The sequence below is a fragment of the Pseudomonas sp. PLMAX genome, assembly GCF_046042685.1.
Classification (GTDB): Bacteria; Pseudomonadota; Gammaproteobacteria; order Pseudomonadales; family Pseudomonadaceae; genus Aquipseudomonas; species Aquipseudomonas putida_AE.
On sequence record NZ_CP064950.1, the window covers coordinates 137,436 to 156,319 of the forward strand.

Genomic DNA, 18,884 nt, shown 5'->3' on the forward strand with positions numbered 1-18,884 from the left:
GACGCATAATCGCCGCACTAGTGAGGATCACGTTGATGAAACTGAATTTCGAATTGCTCGACACCTTCGTTGAAGAAAATAGCCGCAGGCAGGGTGCCAGGGCGCGGCTGACCTTCGGGCCGCTGATGGTCTGGTTCCGGATCGCCGGCAGGATGATGAATGGCGTCCCTGGGCTGACCATTGATATAGCCGACGTTGAAGTAGAAGAAGGCGAGCGAAGGAAGGGTGCATTTCGGTCACTGCTGTCCCACATTGAGCCGTTGGCGAAAAAGCATGGGGTTGCTGTCTACGTGCAGTCGATTACAAACGAGCACGTTATTACTGAGTTGCAGAGAAGGGGTTACCAGTTCTCTATTGACGGGATCGGTTCAGATGCCTGGTTGTCACCTACTCTTATTAAGAGTCATGAGCTGGACAAGAGTGATTCGCCATCGCCATGACTCTTAATTCGTAGCCAAGCATGAACAAACTAGGCTAGTTCAAACTATTTTCACTTTTTTTGAAAAAGGGTGTTGACACCATTAAAGAGGTTCGCTTTAATGAACTCATACCAACGGAGACGCCGAACATGAACGCACATCACATCAATCAAATGCAAAAGCAGGCAAAGAATTATTTTGCTAAGTGGTGTGTGCCCATCGTGTAGGTAGCCTGTCTGGAGCCTACACTAGCGAAAGCAAAGTGAAGGCTTAAGAAAACGGGATCTAAGACCCCGGAGCCTTCAAAAGCTCCGGGGTTTTTCTTTGCCGGAAAGATACACAAACGTTGTATTGCAGTGGTAACTCAGTTGGTAGAGTGGGGGTGTGAAGAACCTCTGGTCACTGGTTCGAACCCAGTCCGCTGCACCAAATTATGGACTTCGACGCTGATGGCTGCGGAGAGATTTAAGAAGTAAAAAGTTTCAATTTGCATGTAGCTTAGTTGGGAGAGCACTTGGCTGTTAACCAAGGGGTCACAGGTTCGAGTCCTGTCGTGCAAGCCACTTTCAAGTCCTCTAAAAGAGTGAGAGGCAGACTCAAAGATACAGTTACGAGTACAGTTTAGATTGCATGTAGCTTAGTCAGGTAGAGCACTTAGCTGTTAACTAAGGGGTCTCTGGTTCGAATCCAGACGTGCAAGCCAATACATATTTATTGCCGAACTTTGGCGGTAAGTAGAAAGTTTTGAGGTGACGTGTCCGAGTGGCTAGGTGGGAGATTGCAAATCTTCTTATGTGAGTTCGATTCTCACCGTTATCTCCAGTGTTTGGGCGGGTAGGCAAGTTTGGTTCAAAGCCGGCAGACTGTAAATCTGTTCCCGAGGGTTCGTTGGTTCAAATCCAACCCCGCCCACCAATTTATGCCATATGTTTTGGCTAGATTGACCAGCAGATGCAAGGCTTTGGCCTGCTAGGAAGCTGAGACCCGACCCACTTCGTATGTGGCGATGCCCCTGGCGTTAAAGGGTGCACTGATTTTGCTGTAACAGGTGGCTAGCTCAGTTGGCAGAGCAGGGGGCTTTTAACCTCCAGGTCGTAGGGTTCGAATCCCACGCCACCTACCATTTTTCCGCAAATGTAGCTCAGTTGGCAGAGCGAGGGATTCATAGCCCCTAGGCCGCTGGTTCAAGCCCAGCCATTTGCACCATACAAGCAGCACCGGGAGGCAGGTTTTGATCCCAAAAAACGAAACACGCACGTTTAGCTCAGTTGGTAGAGCGCACCCCTGATAAGGGTGAGGTCTTCAGTTCAAATCTGGAATCGTGCACCAAAATTGTTCCGTGGTAACTCAGTCGGTAGAGTCCAGGCCTTGAAATAGTAGGTAGGAAGCCCAGGTTCGAACCCTGGTCGCGGAACCATTTTTGAAGGGCGAAAGAGTGGCCCAAGGCATAAAGAATTACGATTTTCGGGCGAGTAGTGCAAGTGATCAAAGCCGGCTGGCTGTAACCCGGCTCCCACGCGGTTCGTAGGTTTGAATCCTACCTCGCCCACCAAATGAGGCACCAGAGATCGGTCTAAAACACCGCTGGTGCCAGGCAACAAACGGGGTCATAGCTCAGTTGGGAGAGCGCCTGCCTTGCAAGCAGGAGGCCGAGGGTTCGATTCCCTTTGGCTCCACCAGCGTTACAGATCGTGGTTGTGATGGCTACGCATGCCGGCCTCCAAAGCCGTGCGGATGGGGTTCGAATCCCTGACGGTCTGCCACATAAAATGTGTTATAGATCAGTAGTTTATGGCACTTATTTAGGGGTTCAAGTTAAGTCTTGAACAGGATGAAAGCGAGGCGTGGGGCTGTTCATCAAGCACGGGAGGCAGTCCGTTACTGCCAAGATTTTGGGGTCGTTAGCTCAGCTGGAAGAGCAGTGGACTTTTAATCCAACGGTCGGGGGTTCGAGCCCCTCACGACCCACCAAACACACGGGGCAATAGCTCAGCTGGGAGAGCGCTTGCATGGCATGCAAGAGGTCGACGGTTCGATCCCGTCTTGTTCCACCACTTTGACACAGCAGTACGCAACACCAGGAGAGAGATCTCCACTGTTTCACGGGTCATTGGTGCAATGGCAGCATTTCGGATTCCAAATCCGACGATGGAAGTTCGAGTCTTTCCATGGCCCGCCACTTAGGAGTTCGACGTAGTTTCTGATACGTAGGACGTAATGAAAAACATGGGTGGCACGAATCTTACGCCACCCACCACATTGGAGCCTGCATGGCTCTGGAGCCTGATAGGGCATCAGGCAAGGTAACGCAGCGGCGGGGCGTTATCAGTTTTCAGGGGGTTAGCTCAGTTGGTTAGAGCATCTGCCTTACAAGCAGAGGGTCGCCGGTTCAAATCCGTCACTCCCTACCAGATAGAAGGCCTGTAGCTTAGTTGGTAGAGCGATCCCCTCTGAAGGGATGGACACCGGTTCGAGGCCGGTCGGGCCCGCCATTTCAATGACTTACGAGCGATTCTTGTAAGTTGTTATTAGGTTTGTGGTGACTGTAGTTCAGTTGGTAGAACAGTGGTGGCCTTGCCCCATACGCGCAGGTTCGATGCCTGTCAGTCGCCCCTAAGATGTAGGTCTGTAGCCAAGCTGGTAAGGCAACCGGTTTTGATCCGGTCACCGATGGTTCTTGAGTCCATCCAGACCCGCCACACCGTCAGCTGTCACCATGGGGTGAGAGCAGGCAAAAAGTTAATGGTGGTTGTAGCTCAGTTGGTTAGAGTGCTGGTTTGTGACACCAGAGGTCGCCGGGTTCGATCCCCGCCAACCACCCCATTTGTAGGTCTGTAGCTCAGTTGGTAGAGCAGTAGCCTTTGAAGCTATTGGTCGTTCGTTCGAATCGAACCAGGCCCGCCACACCGTCTGCTTTCACCAGGGCGTGAGAGCAGACAACAAATCCCTGAAAGCCTAAGAATTTCGTCTCAATAATTTTTTAGGCTGGAATTCTCCTCACAGAGTCCAGCATCAAAAAAAACGGCTTACGACTTTGATGTTCGGTGCCAATGACGTCCCATAGTCGACTTTGGCATTCCCAGCATTAAGAGCTTCATTGCAGGCAGGTCGATAATTCGCCGGTACCGGCGCCTGGTATCTCCAGCTCCTTCGAAAACAAAAACAGGCCTTTCGGCCTGTCTTGTCATTGCACTCGATTAGAAGGTCGCTCCCTCCTCAGAGAGCAGATCGTCCGGTAGCTTGATCCCAAGGTTGATCAGACGATAATCAAGCAGAATGCTGATTGCGTCCGTGTTCGCTACAGCTAGCGGCTCAGTCGAAGTGCTTGAAGTGCTGATCACGGAGATCACGTCCTTCGCTTTTTCGAACTCCACCTTATCGCCTGGCTTCGGAGGCTCTACGACTGGAGGCTCGGTCACCGGTGGCTCCGTAACGGGCGGCTCGATTACTGGTGGCTCTGTCACAGGAGGCTCTACAGGTGGCTCGGTAACAGGCGGCTCAGTCACCGGAGGCACCACTGGCTTCGTGATCTCAAAGGTGCCTGGCACTACGGTAAGGTCATAGTTCGAGCCGGCACTTAAGCTCCCTTGCTCGATGTTGTAACTGCCCACAAGCTCGCCTGCGTCACGCTCTAGGTCTCCCAGGATCGTATCAGCACCGAACAGGTTTCCGCTTTCCAGGCCCCACGTGAGGTCGCCGTCGAGCGACCCTTCGACCTTGGAACCGTTATCCGCTTTCACAACCAAGTTCGCCTTCGCGATATCGGCAGTGGTGGCGGTGGTAGTGTTGAAGGAGTAATTGTCTGCGTCGGCACCGCTGAGGGTGATCCCATCGACAGTAACTGTCTTGCCCGTGCCAGCGTTTTTGTCCGAAAAGCGGCTGTCGCCAGTGATGACCAGGTTGTCGCCGGCAATCCGATTGTCACCGAAGTCCACCTGAGCGTTGCTGGTGCCGTCGTAGGTCTTACCAATGCCTTTGGCCGTAACGTCGAGGATCGCCTTCCAGATCGTCGCTGAGGTCGTTGCAACGTCATTCCAGGAGTAATTCTGCGCATCGATGCCAGACACTGTGATGCCGTTGATCGTGATGGTCTTGTTCGTCCCGGCGTTCTTGTCAGAGAAGGTGGCGCCGGAAGATCCAATCACCAGGTCGTCTCCGGCAATGCGGTCATCGCCCAGGACAACTCCGGCAGAGGAGCTGCCATCATATGTCTTATCCAACCCTGATCCTGAAATCGTGAGATTTGCTTTGGCGATGTCTGCCGTGGTGGAGGAGGTAGACGCCCAAGTGTAGTTGTTCGCATCAGATCCGCTGAGACCGATATCGCTGACATCGACGGTTTTCCTGGTACCGGCGTTTTTGTCCGAGAAATTGGCTGTGTAGTCGAAGCTGATGTCATCGCCGGCGATACGATCATCGGTGAAATCCACCTCAGCCTTTGTCGACCCATCATAGATCTTATCGTGGGCGCTACCCTGAAAGCTCAGCGTGGCCTTATCGACAGTGCCGGTGATGTGGGTGTCAGCCACGATTTCATAGTTCGATGCTGCCGACCCGGTAACCTCCAGGTTAGAGACGTTGATGCCTTTGCCGGCGCCAGCGTTTTTGCTGTCAAAGTCGCCTTCCATTTTGATGACCAGGTCATCGCCTGCAAACGTGCCGGCCACTCCGTCGAAGGAAATCCCCGTCGTCCCGTCATACACCTTGGAGACGGAGCCTCCCGCGCTTGCCGTAAGCTGTTTTTTAGCCACGGTAAGCGTCAATGGGTTGGGCTGGTAGAGGTTAAAACCGAACTGCTCTGAGTACATCTGATCCAGGGCGTACGTGCCGGCGTTGCGAATAGCATTGCCGCCGCTGGTGTCAGAGCCAGTGATTGGGGTGTAAGCGCCCCAGAAGATGAGCCCGCCGCCGTTGCTGATGCCGAGGCTGGCCAGCTCATTGGCTGTCAGGTCTCGTCCAGCGTAGATCGCGTTTTTGCTGGTCTGTTTAACGGTGGTGTAGCCGCTGCCGGTGCCCAGGCGGAACTTGAGCAGCGGGGCGCCTTTACCATCGTACTGGCGCCACAGTCCGCCGCCGTTGCCGACCAAGTCGATCCCCCAAGTTGCGAAGGTCGATGCGCTCTTCATCTGAGCACTGGTTTTCCCAACACCGTAGAGGCTGGCGGCAGTCCCCGACAGGCCCATGTCCCACAGGGCTTCGTTGATTGTGTTGCCGCCCGTGGAGGTTTGCGCCACCAACCCGGAGGATGCCTTGCCCGAGGCGTAGACAAAGTTAAGCGTGGAGCCGTCGAGTCCGGACACCAGGCCTGCTGAGTTTGCCCCGGTCACCATGCCGGTCGCATAGGAGTTCGATATCGTCGCGCCGCTGGCGTAACCGATCAGGCCACCCGCGTAGTCACTGGCGGCAACCTCGGAAATCGCGAAGGTTTCGTTGAATGTAGACCCACCGGAATCGTAACCCGTGATCCCGCCAGCGTAGCGACCGTCAGCCCGTACTTTGCCAACCGAGTAGGCCTCGATCACCTGATTTTGAGTAGAGGAGCCGACCAGGCCACCGGCGCGGTCACCGCTGGCGTGTACATCACCACCATTCCAGGCCGTGGTCAGCGAAGAGTTGGCCATCGTGCCGAACAAGCCGCCGACATTGCTGCTGCCATTGACCGCCCCCAGGTTCCTTGACCAGGTGATCTTCGACGAGCCGGTCAGCGAGCCGCCGATACCGCCCGTGTTGTCGGCCCCAGAGATCACCCCGGTGTTGTAGAGATACTTGCCTGTCAGCGCATTGCCAAGACCAAAGATACCGCCGACGTTGCTGCCAGACCCGAGGGTGACAGTCGCGCCGTTTTGCACCGAAAGCAGGTTCGATCCAGAAGTCTGGCCAACCACGCCGCCCAGGTTGTCGTTCCCGTTCACTGTTCCGGAGAAATTGCTCAGCGAGTAGGAGCTCGATCCGATGTCATAGGCCGCCAGGGACGAGTTTGTGAACTTGCCGGCCAGGAAGCCAACGTTCGTGTTGCCGGTGACTGAGCCAGTTAGGGAAAGACCGGAGATCTTGGCGCCATTGGTGGTGGAGAAGAACCCAACATAATCCTCGGACGGACGCTTGATGGCCAGGTTGGTAATGCGGTGATTCAGGCCTTCAAAGACACCAGTGAAGGGATTACTCCCATCGCCAATTGGATCGAAGCCGAGCCCGCCGTTCCAGGTGGCCGAACTGACGGCGTTGATGTTCCTGGCCAATACATAGTGACCATTGAGATCAGGATTGTTGCTCAGCGCCCTCAGCGACGTGGTGTCGTCGATGACTGTGTAGGTGATGCCGTTCATGGCGAAGAAGTTGTTCCCACCATTCATGGTGAGCGTTCCACTGCCGCCATTGATCTGGAAGGCTGATGCAGGGTCGCCGCCCAGGCCGTAATTGATCGAGATGCCACCGGTGTCGCCATTGATGGTGACATCGCTGTTGAGAATGACGCTCTTATGAGCCTTGAGCGTCAACGTGGTGTTGGCCGACCAGGAGACCGCGCCATTGATTGTGAGGTTGCCTTCCTCTGTCCCGAGGGAGGAGGTCTCCAGTGTGACGTTGGAGTTCGCCAGGGCGTTCTCGAGGGTGGTCGCACCGATCCCGGATTCAGTGGAAGGGGCGGTGCCGGCAGTGACGGTGAAGTCAGTGGGATCGATCAGCCATTCTCCCGTCCGACCTCGTGCTGACTTGGTGGTGATCTTGGTGTTGTCTTTGATCGATACGATTTTGCCGGAGGTATCAATAAACCCACCATCGCCAGCATCCGGAGCGCTTGCATCCAGGGTGCCGCCGACCGTCACGACACCGGTGCCGTCCACCGGGCCACCGTCAAGCATGATCTTGCCGGCACGCATATTGAGCGTCTGGGCCTGGATGATGCCATCGTTGTTGACCACGGTGTCGGTGAGCGCATTGGCTGCACGGGCAGTCATCAAGACCTGCCCACCATCGGCAACGATGAGCCCCTGGTTGTCGACGAGCGCCCCGATGGCAGCCTTATCGACATGCAGATTGATCAACCCGTCGCCGGCGAAGTCCATGGTCACTGCATCGCCAGCAGCCAAGGCAGCAGTGCCGAGCTTGGCCAGAATTACGCCTTCGTTTTTGACGCTCTTGCCGATCAGAGCAACATAGCCACCTTGTGAAGCGTGGAGGGTACCCTGATTGATGACGGAGCCGGCCTTCGAGCCAGTTGAAAACTTGTAGTTCCCAGCTTGAAAGTCGCTGTCCTTCATATCGAGCGTAGAGGCAACGAGACCGCCGACGTTCACCTGGGAGTCTTTACCGAAGATCACGCCGTTGGGGTTGATGATGAACACCTGTCCATTGGCTTCGATATTGCCCATGATCGAGGAGCCGTCACTGCCAAGCACCCGGTTGAGGGTTATGGACTTAGAGTTCGGCTGCTCGAACACAACCTTGCCATCGGCGCCGATGTTAAAACTCTGCCAATTTATGCCTAATTTGTCCGAGACCTGCTTGATGGTGAGCTGGTTGGAACCGATGTTGACTATGGTTCCTTCACCAATGGAGATCTGGCCACCCTGGGGCAGGGTTGCGGCCATAGCCCCAGCGGGGGATAGCAGAAGCAGAGCGACGATAACTCTCAGCTTCTTGGCGCCAGATTTTGAGCTGGATTTGGTGCCTTCGGCCACCACAACCCACGAATTATGAGCCTTACTCCAGATATGGCTATGGATTCTGTTCATAATTTCTACGCATGCCCCTAAGTCCTTGATGCAAAACGACAATATTACACAATTGTTTAGGTCGGATGGGAAACAGCGGACGGGCGGAGTAAGTGCGGTGGTGCCCATGAGGCCTCGGTTAACTTCTGCCAGTCGTAGCCTTGCCAGCAACGAAGGTTTGTCCTCCGTTCAGCCTCCGTGATAGTGTTGTGACATCAGTCAATGGATTACGAGTGTCGACATGCAAGAAATCAAAGGAATGGGAAATGGACAGCTGGTGTTCACGTTCCTTTTTACGGCTGTAGCAGGCACGTTCATGTTTGCTATCCCGGTATTCATCGTGGTGTTCTTCTTCGCGGATTGGGCTACAGCTAAGTCCTCTACCTTGTGGTGGTCTGCCGGCGTCTCAACCATCTTTGCCTTCTTCTACACGCAGATCGACAAGTCTGCGCATGACATGAACGCCAAAAATCAGTTTGAAGCCAAAACCGCTATGCAGTCGGCGAGTTTCGAGGAGAAAATATCCTTCCAGTCTGGCGCCATTTACGTGGCTATCAACGAAGAGCTCACACAGCTGCTGATCTGCCGCCCTGGCGGTAAAGCTCAAATACTTCGAGCTGCAGATGTCTATGACATGGCGCTTGAGGTCGACGAAGAAGTCATTTCAAAGTCTTCCTCAGGCATGGGTGGTAGCTTGGTGGGCGCTGCTGTGGGCGGAGTCCTCACCGGTGGGGCAGGTGCCATAGTTGGCGCTGTGGCCGGGAACAGTGCCAAGCACGAAACGAAGTCAGGCATACGTTCGATTTCCATCAAAATGGCGGTGAACAGCCCAGATTCCCCGCTGGTTGTACTCGATTTCTTGAATTCTGGCGTCAGTCATGAGAAGTCCTCGATGGTCGCCAAGCATCACATGAAGACTGCCAATACCTGGTGGGCGCTGCTGACGGTCTTCATGCGCAAAGAAGCCGCCTGAACGGCGGATCGAAAAAAAGAAAACAGGCCCGAAGGCCTGTTTTTTGTTGGGTACTGCTTAGAAAGTCGCACCGTCTTCCGAGGTAAGGTCATCCGGCAGCTTCATGCCCAGATTGAGGAGGCGATAGCCGCTTCCGACTGATCCACTTTCCGCATTCACCATTGGTTCAACGGCAGCGGTCGCTGTCTTAGCCGCTACGCTGATTGTGGAAACAACGTCTTTCGCATTTTCCAGCTCCACATTCACCGGAGGCTTCGGCGGCTTCGGCGGCTCAACGACTGGCGGGGTAGGTGGATCGATCACAGGTGGCTCAATCGGGTCGACAATCACTGGTGGCTTAACCTTCTCGGTAATTTCGAAGATCCCCGGCACGACCGACAGCACGTAGTTTGAGCCAGCAGTCAGGTCACCCTGGTTGATGTCGTAAAGGCCGGCAGCTTCGCCGGAGTCTCTGGCTAGGGTTCCATCAATCGAGTCGTCACCGAAAAGGTTACCGCTCTGGATGTTCCAGCCAAGGTCACCGTCTGCCGAACCTTCCACCTTGGAAGCATTGTCCGCCTTGATGACCAGGTTCGCCTTGGTGATGTCAGCCTGAGCAGTCGCGGTAGTACTAACTGTGTAGTTGTCGGCGTCAGATCCGCTTAGGGTGATACCGCCCACTGTGACAGTCTTGCCGGTGCCGGCGTTTTTATCCGAGAACGTGCTGCTTCCATAGTTGGCCTGCAGTAGGTCACCACTTATGCGGTCATCACCAAGCGTCACTTGAGCGTTGTTCGTCCCGTCATAACCCTTATCCTGGGCATTGGCGAAGATGTTGAGCAGCGCCTTGCTGATCGTCGCAGTGGTTGTGGCCAGGCCATCCCAGGTGTAGTTCTGGGCGTCTGTGCCTGAAACGGCGATACCACCGACAGTGATGACCTTACCGGAGCCTGCGTTTTTGTCGGCGAATGAACCTGAGCCAGAAATGGTGAGGTTGTCCCCACTGATTCTGTCGTCAGTGAACGTCACGCCGGCTGAAGATGATCCGTCATAAACCTTATCCTGGCCCGAGGCGGAGATGTTGAGCACCGCTTTAGAAATGTCTGCTGTAGTCGACGCATCGGTATTAAAGCTGTAATTGTCGGCGTCCGTACCACCGAGCGTGATACCGCCAACGGTCACAGTTTTCCCGGTGCCGGCATTCTTGTCGCTGAATGTAGAGGAGCCAGATGAGATGACCAGGTTGTCACCGGCAATGCGGTCGTCCGAGAACGTCACGTCAGCAGCTGTACTCCCGTTATAGGACTTGTCCTGGCCGATGGCGCCGATGTTCAACACAGCCTTGCTGATGTCGGCGGTAGTGGTGACGGAGCCGCTCCAATCGTAATTGTCAGCGTCAGTTCCGGTGACCGTGATCCCATTCACGGTGATGGTTTTGCCGTTGCCAGCATTTTTGTCTGCAAATGCGCTTCCTGACGAGCTGATCACTAGGTCATCGCCTGCAATGCGATTGTCGCCCAGTCTCACGGTGGCTGAAGTTCCGCCGTCATAAACCCTGTTCGACCCGGACGCGGAGATGTTGAGGGTTGCCTTGGAAATGTCGGCGGTAGTGGAGGTCGACTCATTCCAGAGGTAATTGTCGGCGTCTGTACCAGTGACCGTAATCCCGCCGATGGTGACGGTTTTTCCAGTGCCGGCGTTTTTGTCCGAGAATGTCGATGAGCCAGAACTCAAGACGAGATCGTCACCGGCGATTCGGTTGTCGCCGAGGATCGTGCTGGCGGACGTGTTGCCATCGTAAGTTTTGCTGCCGCCTGAAGCGGATACGTTCAGGTTGGCCTTGGCGATATCGCCAGTGGTGACAGCAGAGGTGTTCCAGTTGTAGTTGAGTGCATCTTCACCCGTAACGGTAATTCCGTTGACGGTGATTGTCTTGCCAGTACCGGCGTTCTTGTCGGAAAAGTTCGAGCCTGCTGAGCCAATGACCAGGTCGTCGGTACCCAGACGATTGTCACTAAAGCTGACACCGGCAGAAGTCGATCCATCGTATATCTTGCTGTCACCCGAGGCCGACACGGTGAGATTGGCCTTATCGATAACGATGGTCTTGGGCGCAGTCTCGATGAGGTCGTAGCCGAACTGCGTCGAATAGAATTTGTCGGCGGTGTAGGTGCCGGCATTTCGAATGGCCTTGCCACCGTCATGCGTGTTCCCACCCAGTATGAATTCGTTATCCAGCACTTCCGGATCTTCATCGCCGAAATATGACCAGAAATTATCGGGAGTCATACCGGTGGTGTAACCGTATGCGCCGTCAGCCTTCAGTTCATCTTCAGTGACAGCGTGGCCAGAATAGGTGAGGTTTTTGTCATTGCCGCTGACCGTGGCTGTGGTCATTGCAAATCGGAGCATTGGCCCCGTGAATCCATCGTAGATGCGCCAGGCTTCACCGGTACCACCTTGCGTGCCAATATCCCAGTTGGCAAAGGTCGACGCTGAGTGCATCTCAGCCGTGGTTTTACCAAGACCATGCACACTGGTGGCCTGCCCCGACGATTGCGTATCCCAGAAGCTCTCAGTGATGGTGTTTCCGGCGCCGTTGCCGCTATATCCACCAACGTTCTGGCTGCCTACGACGGCGCCCAGGGAATAGGTGAACTTCACAGTGGAGTTGGCGACAGAGCCCAGGAAACCACCAATGTAGCGTGTTCCTGTCACATCACCGCCTGCATAGGCATTGATGATCTCGCCGGCAGCGTCTCTGCCGGCGAACCCGCCGACATAGTTCGTTCCAAAGACTGATGACAGTGAAAATGCGCGGTTTATTGAGCCGCCTGACAAGTCGCCGATCAGACCGCCCGTATAGGTCGTACCAGTTACGTCGCCATCCGCGTAGACATCATTGATGGTCAGGTTTACGGCCTTTCCGATGAGTCCGCCTGTTTGAGTCAGACCATTAACGGCGCCATTCGAATATGCTTCTGAAATGGTCGAATCTTTGGCAATACCGATCAGACCACCCGTGGCCTGAATCCCATTCACGCGGCCATAAGAGCCAGATCGAATAACGGTTGAGTTGACGCTCGATCCAATCAGGCCACCGGCATAGTTGGCACCGTTGACGGTACCAGCGTTAAAAGAGTTGGAGAGAGTGGAGTTTTTTGCGTAACCAACGATCCCACCGGTGTAGTCACTGTCAGCGTCTTGGCCGGTGACGATGCCGCCAAATCTTGTATTCGAAATCGTTGTTCCGGATTCAGCGTAGCCAACGATGCCACCGACATTGTTTGTCCCAGTGACGATGGCGCTGCTAGAAGAACCGTTGATGTTTACGTTTTTGGCATGCCCGATGATACCGCCCACGTCGTCGGCATTGGTGCCATGAATGGTGCCAAAGGTACGAACGTTGGTAACTGTACTGTTACTCAGGTAGCCAGCAAGAATGCCGCTATAGCCGAAGCCACCGACATCTGCATCCAAATCTAGGTTTCGGATTGATGCATTGTTCGCCCACCCGATCAACCCGGAATAGTCGTTGTCCAGTTTGATGTGAAGGTTGTAGATCGAGTTGCCAAAGCCTTCGATCACCAGTCCTTCGATTGCGCCTCGATCCCATCCACCAGGCGGTATGTAGCCGGCACCTGCGTTCCAGCCGCTGGTTGCATTTGCAGCCAAATCATCTGCGAGAAAAAAGCGTTGGCCATCTGCAGCGTTCGACAGCAGATTCAGATCGTTGACGGTTCTGAGTCTGATGAAGTCGACACCATTCTCCGAGTACGTTGAGTTAGTGCCCGAAAGACGAACTCGCTTGTTTGGAGTCAGGGTGAATCCGTTTGGGGCGTTGATTGCCAGACCCGCATTATTGCCGGTAGCACGAACGTCGGCGTTGATGTTGACCTTGTTGTGGGCGGTCAACGTCAACTTCGTATCGGCATGCCACAGCACGTCAGCATCGATATTGATATCACCGGCTTCCCCAATGTCTGTGTCGCTGGTCTGTAGCGTGACGTTCGTCGTGGCGAGGTTATTCTGAAGAGTGGTCGCGCCAATTTGTGAGGATGTCTGGGCCCCGGTGCCGGACACGACATGGAAATCAGTTGGGTCAACCAACCAGTCACCCGTTCTTCCTTCCTTCGACAGGGTAGTTACCTTGGTGCCATCTGCGATTATTACATGCGCACCGGAGGTTTCAATGAATCCGCCATCACCATGCACCGGTGCACTGGCGTCCAGAGTGCCCGCTACAGTCACGGTACCGCTGTCCATCCCGCCGTCCAGGAAGATCTTGCCACCACGGTTTTCAATGGTTTGGGCCTGAATCACTCCTTCATTGTTAACGACGGTATTCAGCAGGGCGTTGCTGGCGCGTGCGGTCATCAAGACCTGGCCACCGTCCGCCTGGATCAGGCCTTTGTTCTCAACCAGAGCGTTAATCGTGCTCTTGTCGACCTGAACTTTGATGAGCTCATCGCCGGAGAAGTCGAGCGTAACTGCGTCACCGGCTGCTAGGGTGGCGTTGCCTAGCTTGGCCTTGATCACACCATGGTTCTTCACCGTCTTGCCGAGAAGGGCGATGTAGCCGCCTTCGGCAGACTGGAGAGACCCAAGGTTCACGACGTCACCATTGCCGGCGCCGGCGTTAAACTTGTAATTGCCGCTTTTAAAGTCGGCATCGGTGATGTTCAGCGTTGAGGCGACCAAGCCGCCGACATTGACCTCTGCGCCTTTTCCGAAGATAACGCCATTGGGGTTGATCAGGAATACTTGGCCGTTGGCGTCGATCTTGCCCAGGATGGAGCTACCATCACTGCCGATTACCCGGTTGAGGGCGATGGAGTCTTTACCAGGCTGCTTGAAGAGAACGTGGCCATCTGCGCCGACGTTGAAGCTCTGCCAATTGATACCGAGTTTGTCGGTGATCTGATTGATCACGAGCTGGTTGCCGCCCGACACCATCGAGCCATCGCCAACCGTTATGACACCACCCTGTGGGAGGGTGGCGGCTATCGCGCCAGCGGGGGAGATGAGGAGCAGGGCGCTCATCATTCTCAGAGTTTTGGCGCCTGATTTCGAAGCTGACTTCGTGCCTTCAGCGACCACAACCCACGCGTTATGAGTTGTACTCCAGATGATGTTATGGACTCTGTTCAAGGTCTGTAAGCCTGTTGTCTTATTCTAGTTGGCGATTCGGACGAACTGATTCGTCAATATATAGACAATGTTAACGTATTGCACACTGGCATACCAACGAAACGGGCAATAAAAAACAGGCCTTTCGGCCTGTTTGTTCGGGCTTCCTGTTAGTAGGTTGCGCCGTTTTCAGAGGTGAGATCATCTGGCATCTTCATGCCCAGGTTGAGCAGACGATAGTCGCCTTTGACGCCACCGGCGTCCTCTTTTGGCAGCGCGTCTGTTGCCGCTGTTGAGTTGCTCACCTTCGCAGCCACGATGATCGACGAGACGATTTCCTTCGTGTGTTCCAGCTCCTCATTGACCGGAGGTTTTGGCGGCACAACGACCGGAGGCTCGATTGGGTCAACGACCACGGGCGGTTCAATCGGGTCAACGACTACAGGCGGTTTAACCATCTCAGTGATTTCGAACTCGCCTGGCACGACTGAAAGCTCGTAGTTCGAACCGGCTGTCAGATCACCCTGGTTGATGGCGTAGAGCCCTACATCCTCACCAGCGTCCCTGGCCAAAGATCCGTCAATCGAGTCGCTGCCGAAGAGATTGCCGCTTTGCACGTTCCAGCTAAGGTGCCCATCTGCCGAACCTTCAACCTTGGAAGCGTTGTCGGCTTTGATCACCAGGTTGGCTTTGGCGATATCAGCTTGCGAAGTAGCGGTCGTGTTAAAGGCGTAGTTATCAGCGTCGGCACCACTGAGGGTGATCCCACCGACCGTCACGGTCTTACCGGTGCCGGCGTTTTTGTCAGAGAACGAGCTGCTACCGAAGTTGGCCACCAGGTCATCACCGGCAATTCGATCATCACCTAGGGTCACCTGAGCATTGGTCGAGCCATCGTAGATCTTGTCCTTGGCATCAGCGAACACATTGAGCAGTGCTTTGCTGATCGTTGCCGTGGCCGTGGTTACCCCGTTCCACACGTAGTTCTGAGCGTCTGCGCCAGAAACCGTGATTCCGTCGATAGTTACGACCTTGCCGGCGCCGGCGTTCTTGTCAGCGAACGAACCTGAGCCGGAGAGGGTGAGGTCATCACCTGCAATGCGGTCGTCAGTCAGGGACACGCCAGCAGAAGTCGACCCATCGTAAACTTTGTCATGGCCGATGCCGCCGACGTTCAATGTCGCCTTGTCAATCGTGCCGGTGCTCGTGGTTGGCGCGGAGGCCACGTAGTAGTTATTGGCAGCGTCCCCTTCAAGCGTGATGCCGGAGATGGTTACGTTCTTGCCAGCACCCGCGTTTTTGTCATCAAACTTCGCGTCAACTTTGGCGGTAAGGACGTCATCACCCAAGGCAGTGAAGTCCAGGCTCACGTTGGCATCACGGGAGCCGTCGTAAATCTTGCTCGCGGTCGACGATCCGGTGATATCCAAAGCAGCTTTGTCGACTGTGATGGTCTTGGTGCCAGTCTCGACGATGTCATAGCCGAACTGCGTCGAATAGAACTGGTCGGCAGTGTAGGTGCCGGCATTGCGGATAGCTTTACCACCGTTGGTGGTGTTACCGCCCAGGATGTATTTTGCATCAAGATCGGCAGTGGAGTCGGAACCCCAGGTATTCCAGTACGGATCACGCTCAAGACTGGTCGAGTGACCATAAGGTGAATCGGCGTTTAGGTCGCCCTGGGTCACGTCCTTGGCGTTGTAGGTAAGGTTCTTATCACTGCCATCAACGGTGGCCTTGGTCATCGCAAAACGCAGCATAGGGCCCGTGAAGCCGTCGTAGATCCTCCAGGCCTCACCCGTGCCGCCTTGAGTCCCGATATCCCATCCAGCAAATGTCGCAGCGGAGTGCATTTCTGCAGTCGTCTTGCCTACGCCACCCGCACTCGTGGTTTGACCCGATTTCTCAACGTCCCAAAAGGAATTGGTGACCGTGTTGCCCGAGCCGCTGCCGATCAGGCCACCATTTTCTGGATCACCTGCTGGCGGGCCAGGTGGCTTTGGAGGCCCTGAAGGCCCAGGGAATCCAGGTGGAAGTCCGTCTGGGAAGTCCACTAGCAAGCCGGCAAGGATGTTATCCAAAACCCCCGGCGCAAAGCCGTCCGGAAAATTCTCCAGCAGCATAATCAGGGCTGCGTCAGGAAACCCACCTGGTATCCCGTTTAGAAACTCCTCAGGAAACTGAGCGCGTATTTCCTCGGAAGTAGGTGGTGGCGGTGGAGGGGGTAGAGCCCCGACCTTGCCAGTTGAATAGGAATATTCGACTGCCGAGTTTTTTGCTTTTCCTACTAATCCACCCACGTTATCGCCGGTTACGTCACCTGTTGCGTAGGAGTTGGAAATCGTCGTTCCATCCCTGATTTCGCCAACAAGACCACCGGAGTTATTACCAGTAATGTTTCCCGTGGCAAACACGTTTTTCACACGGCTGGAGGACAACGTGCCTGCTATGCCACCGGAGTTCTCTCCACTGATGTTTCCGGTGCTGTAGGCGTTATCCAGGTCGACTTCATAACCGTAGCCAATGAGTCCACCGTTGTATGTGCCACCCTCGATATCGATGGTTGAAAAAGAGTTTTTGATCTGGCTATCAGAAGCGTTGGCTACGAGGCCTCCGTTCTTGACGTCGTCGGAGTAAATCACTCCAGAGGAAGATACATTTTCCAGAACCGTTCCAGCATCCATAGAAGATGCGATACCACCAGCAAGGCCATCACCATGGATCACTACATTGGCGGAGCTGTTCTTGATTACCGCGTTGGAAATGCTTCCAGTCAGTCCGCCTGCACCAAGCCAAGTAGACGTCAGATCGACATCAGCGTGGACATCGTCCATATCCAGGCCGCCCCAATTCGCGCCACCGATGACGCCGGCAGTGGACTCGCCGGTCAATTTGCCAGAAACGTTGACGTTTCTCACGGTTGTGTTCTTGGCATCACCAACCAAAATTGAGGCGATGTCGCCATTGATTTCGGCATTTGTGATGTTGATATTCTTGATGGTAGCCCCATCTGTACGGCCTATTAGGGCAGCATAGTCGTTTGGACGACCGTTCACGTAGATGTTGTCGATGGTATGGCCAAGCCCATCTAAAACCCCAGCAAAAATGTTGTTGTAGGATGAGGTGATGTAGCCTTTTCCAGCATTAGCGCCATGCGTGGACGACGCGTCAATGTCCACGCCTAGGGCAAAGTAGTCGTTTGGATTCAGATTGCTGATCTTGTCCAGATCCGCCACGGTGCGAAGAACGATGTAGGACTTCCCGTTTTCAGTTAACGAACTGTTGGCGCCGGCCAGGTTTACTTTAGCGTCATCCTTGAGTTGGAAGCCCGTGACCTTTGAGGTATCACCATGGTTGAGCACCAGGCCACCGTTGGTGCCGTTCACGGAGATGTCTTGCTTGACGATGATGTCGTTGTGAGCCGTCAACGTGAGGGACGTATCCGCCGCCCATGCCACCTTACCGTTAACTGTGATGTCGCCGGCCTCTGAGCCTGACGCACTGGTCTGCAGCTCGACGTTGGTCGATGCCAGGGCGGACTCAAGGGTAGCGTTGCCAATACCGCTGGCAGTCTGAGGCGCCGAACCTTCGGAGATCTCGAAGTCGGTCGGGTCGACCAACCATCTGCCGGTCTTGCCGCTTTTCGAAAGGGTGGAGATGCGAGTACCGTCAGCAATCTTGACGTTGGCGCCGGAGGTTTCAATGAACCCACCGTTACCCGTGGCAGGGGCGCTGGCGTCCAGGGTGCCGGCAACCGCAACTGTACCGCTGTCCATTCCACCATCAAGGAAGATTCGACCGGACTTGTTGTTGATGGTCTGGGCCTGAATGACGCCTTCGTTGTTCACTACCGTGTCGAGCAGGGCATTGCTGGCCCGCGCCGTCATCAACACGCTACCGCCGTCAGCCTGAATCAACCCCTTGTTCGAGACCAGGGCCTTCATAGTCGTCTCATCAACCTGGATGTTGATCAGGCCATCACCAGAGAAGTCGAGCGTAACCGCTCCACCTGCTGCAAGGGCAGCCGATCCCATCTTAGCCTTGATGACGCCGTTGTTGCTGACTGTCTTGCCCAGAAGCGCGATATAGCCGCCTTCGGCGGATTGTAACGATCCCTCGTTGAGGATCCCGCCATTGCCGGCTTCCGCCTTGAACTTGAAGTTACCGTTTTTGAAGTCTTCGTCGCTGATGTTGAGGGTGGACGCGACCAAGCCGCCGACGTTGACCTCGGCGCCTTTGCCGAAAATGACGCCGTTGGGGTTGATCAGGAACACCTGGCCGTTGGCATCGATCTTACCGAGGATCGAACTGCCGTCTCTGCCGATCACGCGGTTTAGCGCGATGGAGTCTTTGCCCGGCTGATCGAAGATGACGTGGCCATCCGGCCCGACGTTGAAGCTTTGCCAGTTGATGCCGAGTTTGTCGCTGATCTGCTTGATGACCATCTGATTACCACCGTTGGTCACGATGGAGCCGTTGCCCACGGTAATCGAGCCGCCCTGGGGAAGGGTGGCAGCCATTGCGCCAGCGGGGAAAACAAGCAGTGCGAGCATCACTTTCAGGGCTTTTGCCCCGGACTTCGAACTGGACTTCGTGCCTTCGGCAACAACAACCCAGCACGAACGAGCAGTGCTCCAAATGATGTTATGGATTTTGTTCAAAACTGTGTGC

5 protein-coding genes, 18 tRNA genes and 1 pseudogene are annotated in these 18,884 nt (G+C 54.9%); 20 read left to right on the plus strand and 4 right to left on the minus strand.

What is annotated here, in order from left to right; translation table 11 throughout:
• The first annotated feature begins 35 nt into the window (after positions 1-35).
• From DKB71_RS33165 to DKB71_RS33255, 19 genes are all read left to right on the plus strand, one after another.
• Positions 36-440: a hypothetical protein gene (locus DKB71_RS33165; protein ID WP_408601950.1), complete on the plus strand. Its 405-nt coding sequence runs from the start codon at positions 36-38 to the stop codon at positions 438-440.
• A gap of 332 nt (positions 441-772) precedes the next feature.
• A tRNA-Phe gene (locus tag DKB71_RS33170) sits at positions 773-848 on the plus strand.
• A 58-nt stretch (positions 849-906) separates the two neighbouring features.
• Positions 907-982, plus strand: a tRNA-Asn gene (locus DKB71_RS33175).
• A 63-nt stretch (positions 983-1,045) separates the two neighbouring features.
• Positions 1,046-1,122: transfer RNA gene (locus DKB71_RS33180), tRNA-Asn, on the plus strand.
• A gap of 45 nt (positions 1,123-1,167) precedes the next feature.
• Positions 1,168-1,241: transfer RNA gene (locus DKB71_RS33185), tRNA-Cys, on the plus strand.
• 6 nt (positions 1,242-1,247) lie between these two features.
• Positions 1,248-1,334 (plus strand) — tRNA-Tyr (locus DKB71_RS33190).
• A gap of 131 nt (positions 1,335-1,465) precedes the next feature.
• Positions 1,466-1,542, plus strand: a tRNA-Lys gene (locus DKB71_RS33195).
• 7 nt (positions 1,543-1,549) lie between these two features.
• Positions 1,550-1,625: transfer RNA gene (locus tag DKB71_RS33200), tRNA-Met, on the plus strand.
• Positions 1,626-1,672: 47 nt separating this feature from the next.
• A tRNA-Ile gene (locus DKB71_RS33205) sits at positions 1,673-1,748 on the plus strand.
• Positions 1,749-1,755: 7 nt separating this feature from the next.
• Positions 1,756-1,836: transfer RNA gene (locus DKB71_RS33210), tRNA-OTHER, on the plus strand.
• Between the two features lie 49 nt (positions 1,837-1,885).
• Positions 1,886-1,971, plus strand: a tRNA-Tyr gene (locus DKB71_RS33215).
• A gap of 51 nt (positions 1,972-2,022) precedes the next feature.
• Positions 2,023-2,098: transfer RNA gene (locus tag DKB71_RS33220), tRNA-Ala, on the plus strand.
• Between the two features lie 7 nt (positions 2,099-2,105).
• Positions 2,106-2,182: transfer RNA gene (locus DKB71_RS33225), tRNA-Trp, on the plus strand.
• 132 nt (positions 2,183-2,314) lie between these two features.
• Positions 2,315-2,390 (plus strand) — tRNA-Lys (locus tag DKB71_RS33230).
• Between the two features lie 7 nt (positions 2,391-2,397).
• Positions 2,398-2,473, plus strand: a tRNA-Ala gene (locus DKB71_RS33235).
• Positions 2,474-2,523: 50 nt separating this feature from the next.
• Positions 2,524-2,598 (plus strand) — tRNA-Trp (locus DKB71_RS33240).
• Positions 2,599-2,753: 155 nt separating this feature from the next.
• Positions 2,754-2,830, plus strand: a tRNA-Val gene (locus DKB71_RS33245).
• A gap of 128 nt (positions 2,831-2,958) precedes the next feature.
• Positions 2,959-3,031, plus strand: a tRNA-OTHER gene (locus DKB71_RS33250).
• A 133-nt stretch (positions 3,032-3,164) separates the two neighbouring features.
• Positions 3,165-3,242, plus strand: a tRNA-His gene (locus DKB71_RS33255).
• A 374-nt stretch (positions 3,243-3,616) separates the two neighbouring features.
• On the opposite strand, the gene DKB71_RS33260 is transcribed toward DKB71_RS33255, so the two are convergent.
• A complete protein-coding gene (locus DKB71_RS33260; RefSeq protein ID WP_408601951.1) occupies positions 3,617-8,152 on the minus strand; it encodes a YDG domain-containing protein in 4,536 nt (1,511 codons plus the stop codon).
• Positions 8,153-8,372: 220 nt separating this feature from the next.
• Between DKB71_RS33260 and DKB71_RS33265 the strand changes: the two genes are divergently transcribed.
• Positions 8,373-9,104: a hypothetical protein gene (locus DKB71_RS33265; RefSeq protein ID WP_408601952.1), complete on the plus strand. Its 732-nt coding sequence runs from the start codon at positions 8,373-8,375 to the stop codon at positions 9,102-9,104.
• Positions 9,105-9,161: 57 nt separating this feature from the next.
• Here DKB71_RS33265 and DKB71_RS33270 read toward each other — a convergent pair whose 3' ends face one another.
• The 3 genes and pseudogenes from DKB71_RS33270 to DKB71_RS33280 form a co-directional block, all read right to left on the minus strand.
• Positions 9,162-14,129: a YDG domain-containing protein gene (locus DKB71_RS33270; RefSeq protein WP_408602318.1), complete on the minus strand. Its 4,968-nt coding sequence runs from the start codon at positions 14,127-14,129 to the stop codon at positions 9,162-9,164.
• Between the two features lie 12 nt (positions 14,130-14,141).
• A pseudogene (locus DKB71_RS33275) lies at positions 14,142-14,234 on the minus strand (ESPR-type extended signal peptide-containing protein); the annotation flags it as partial.
• A 149-nt stretch (positions 14,235-14,383) separates the two neighbouring features.
• Positions 14,384-18,874, minus strand: coding sequence for a YDG domain-containing protein (locus tag DKB71_RS33280; protein WP_408601953.1), 4,491 nt, complete (start codon positions 18,872-18,874; stop codon positions 14,384-14,386).
• Positions 18,875-18,884: the final 10 nt, after the last annotated feature.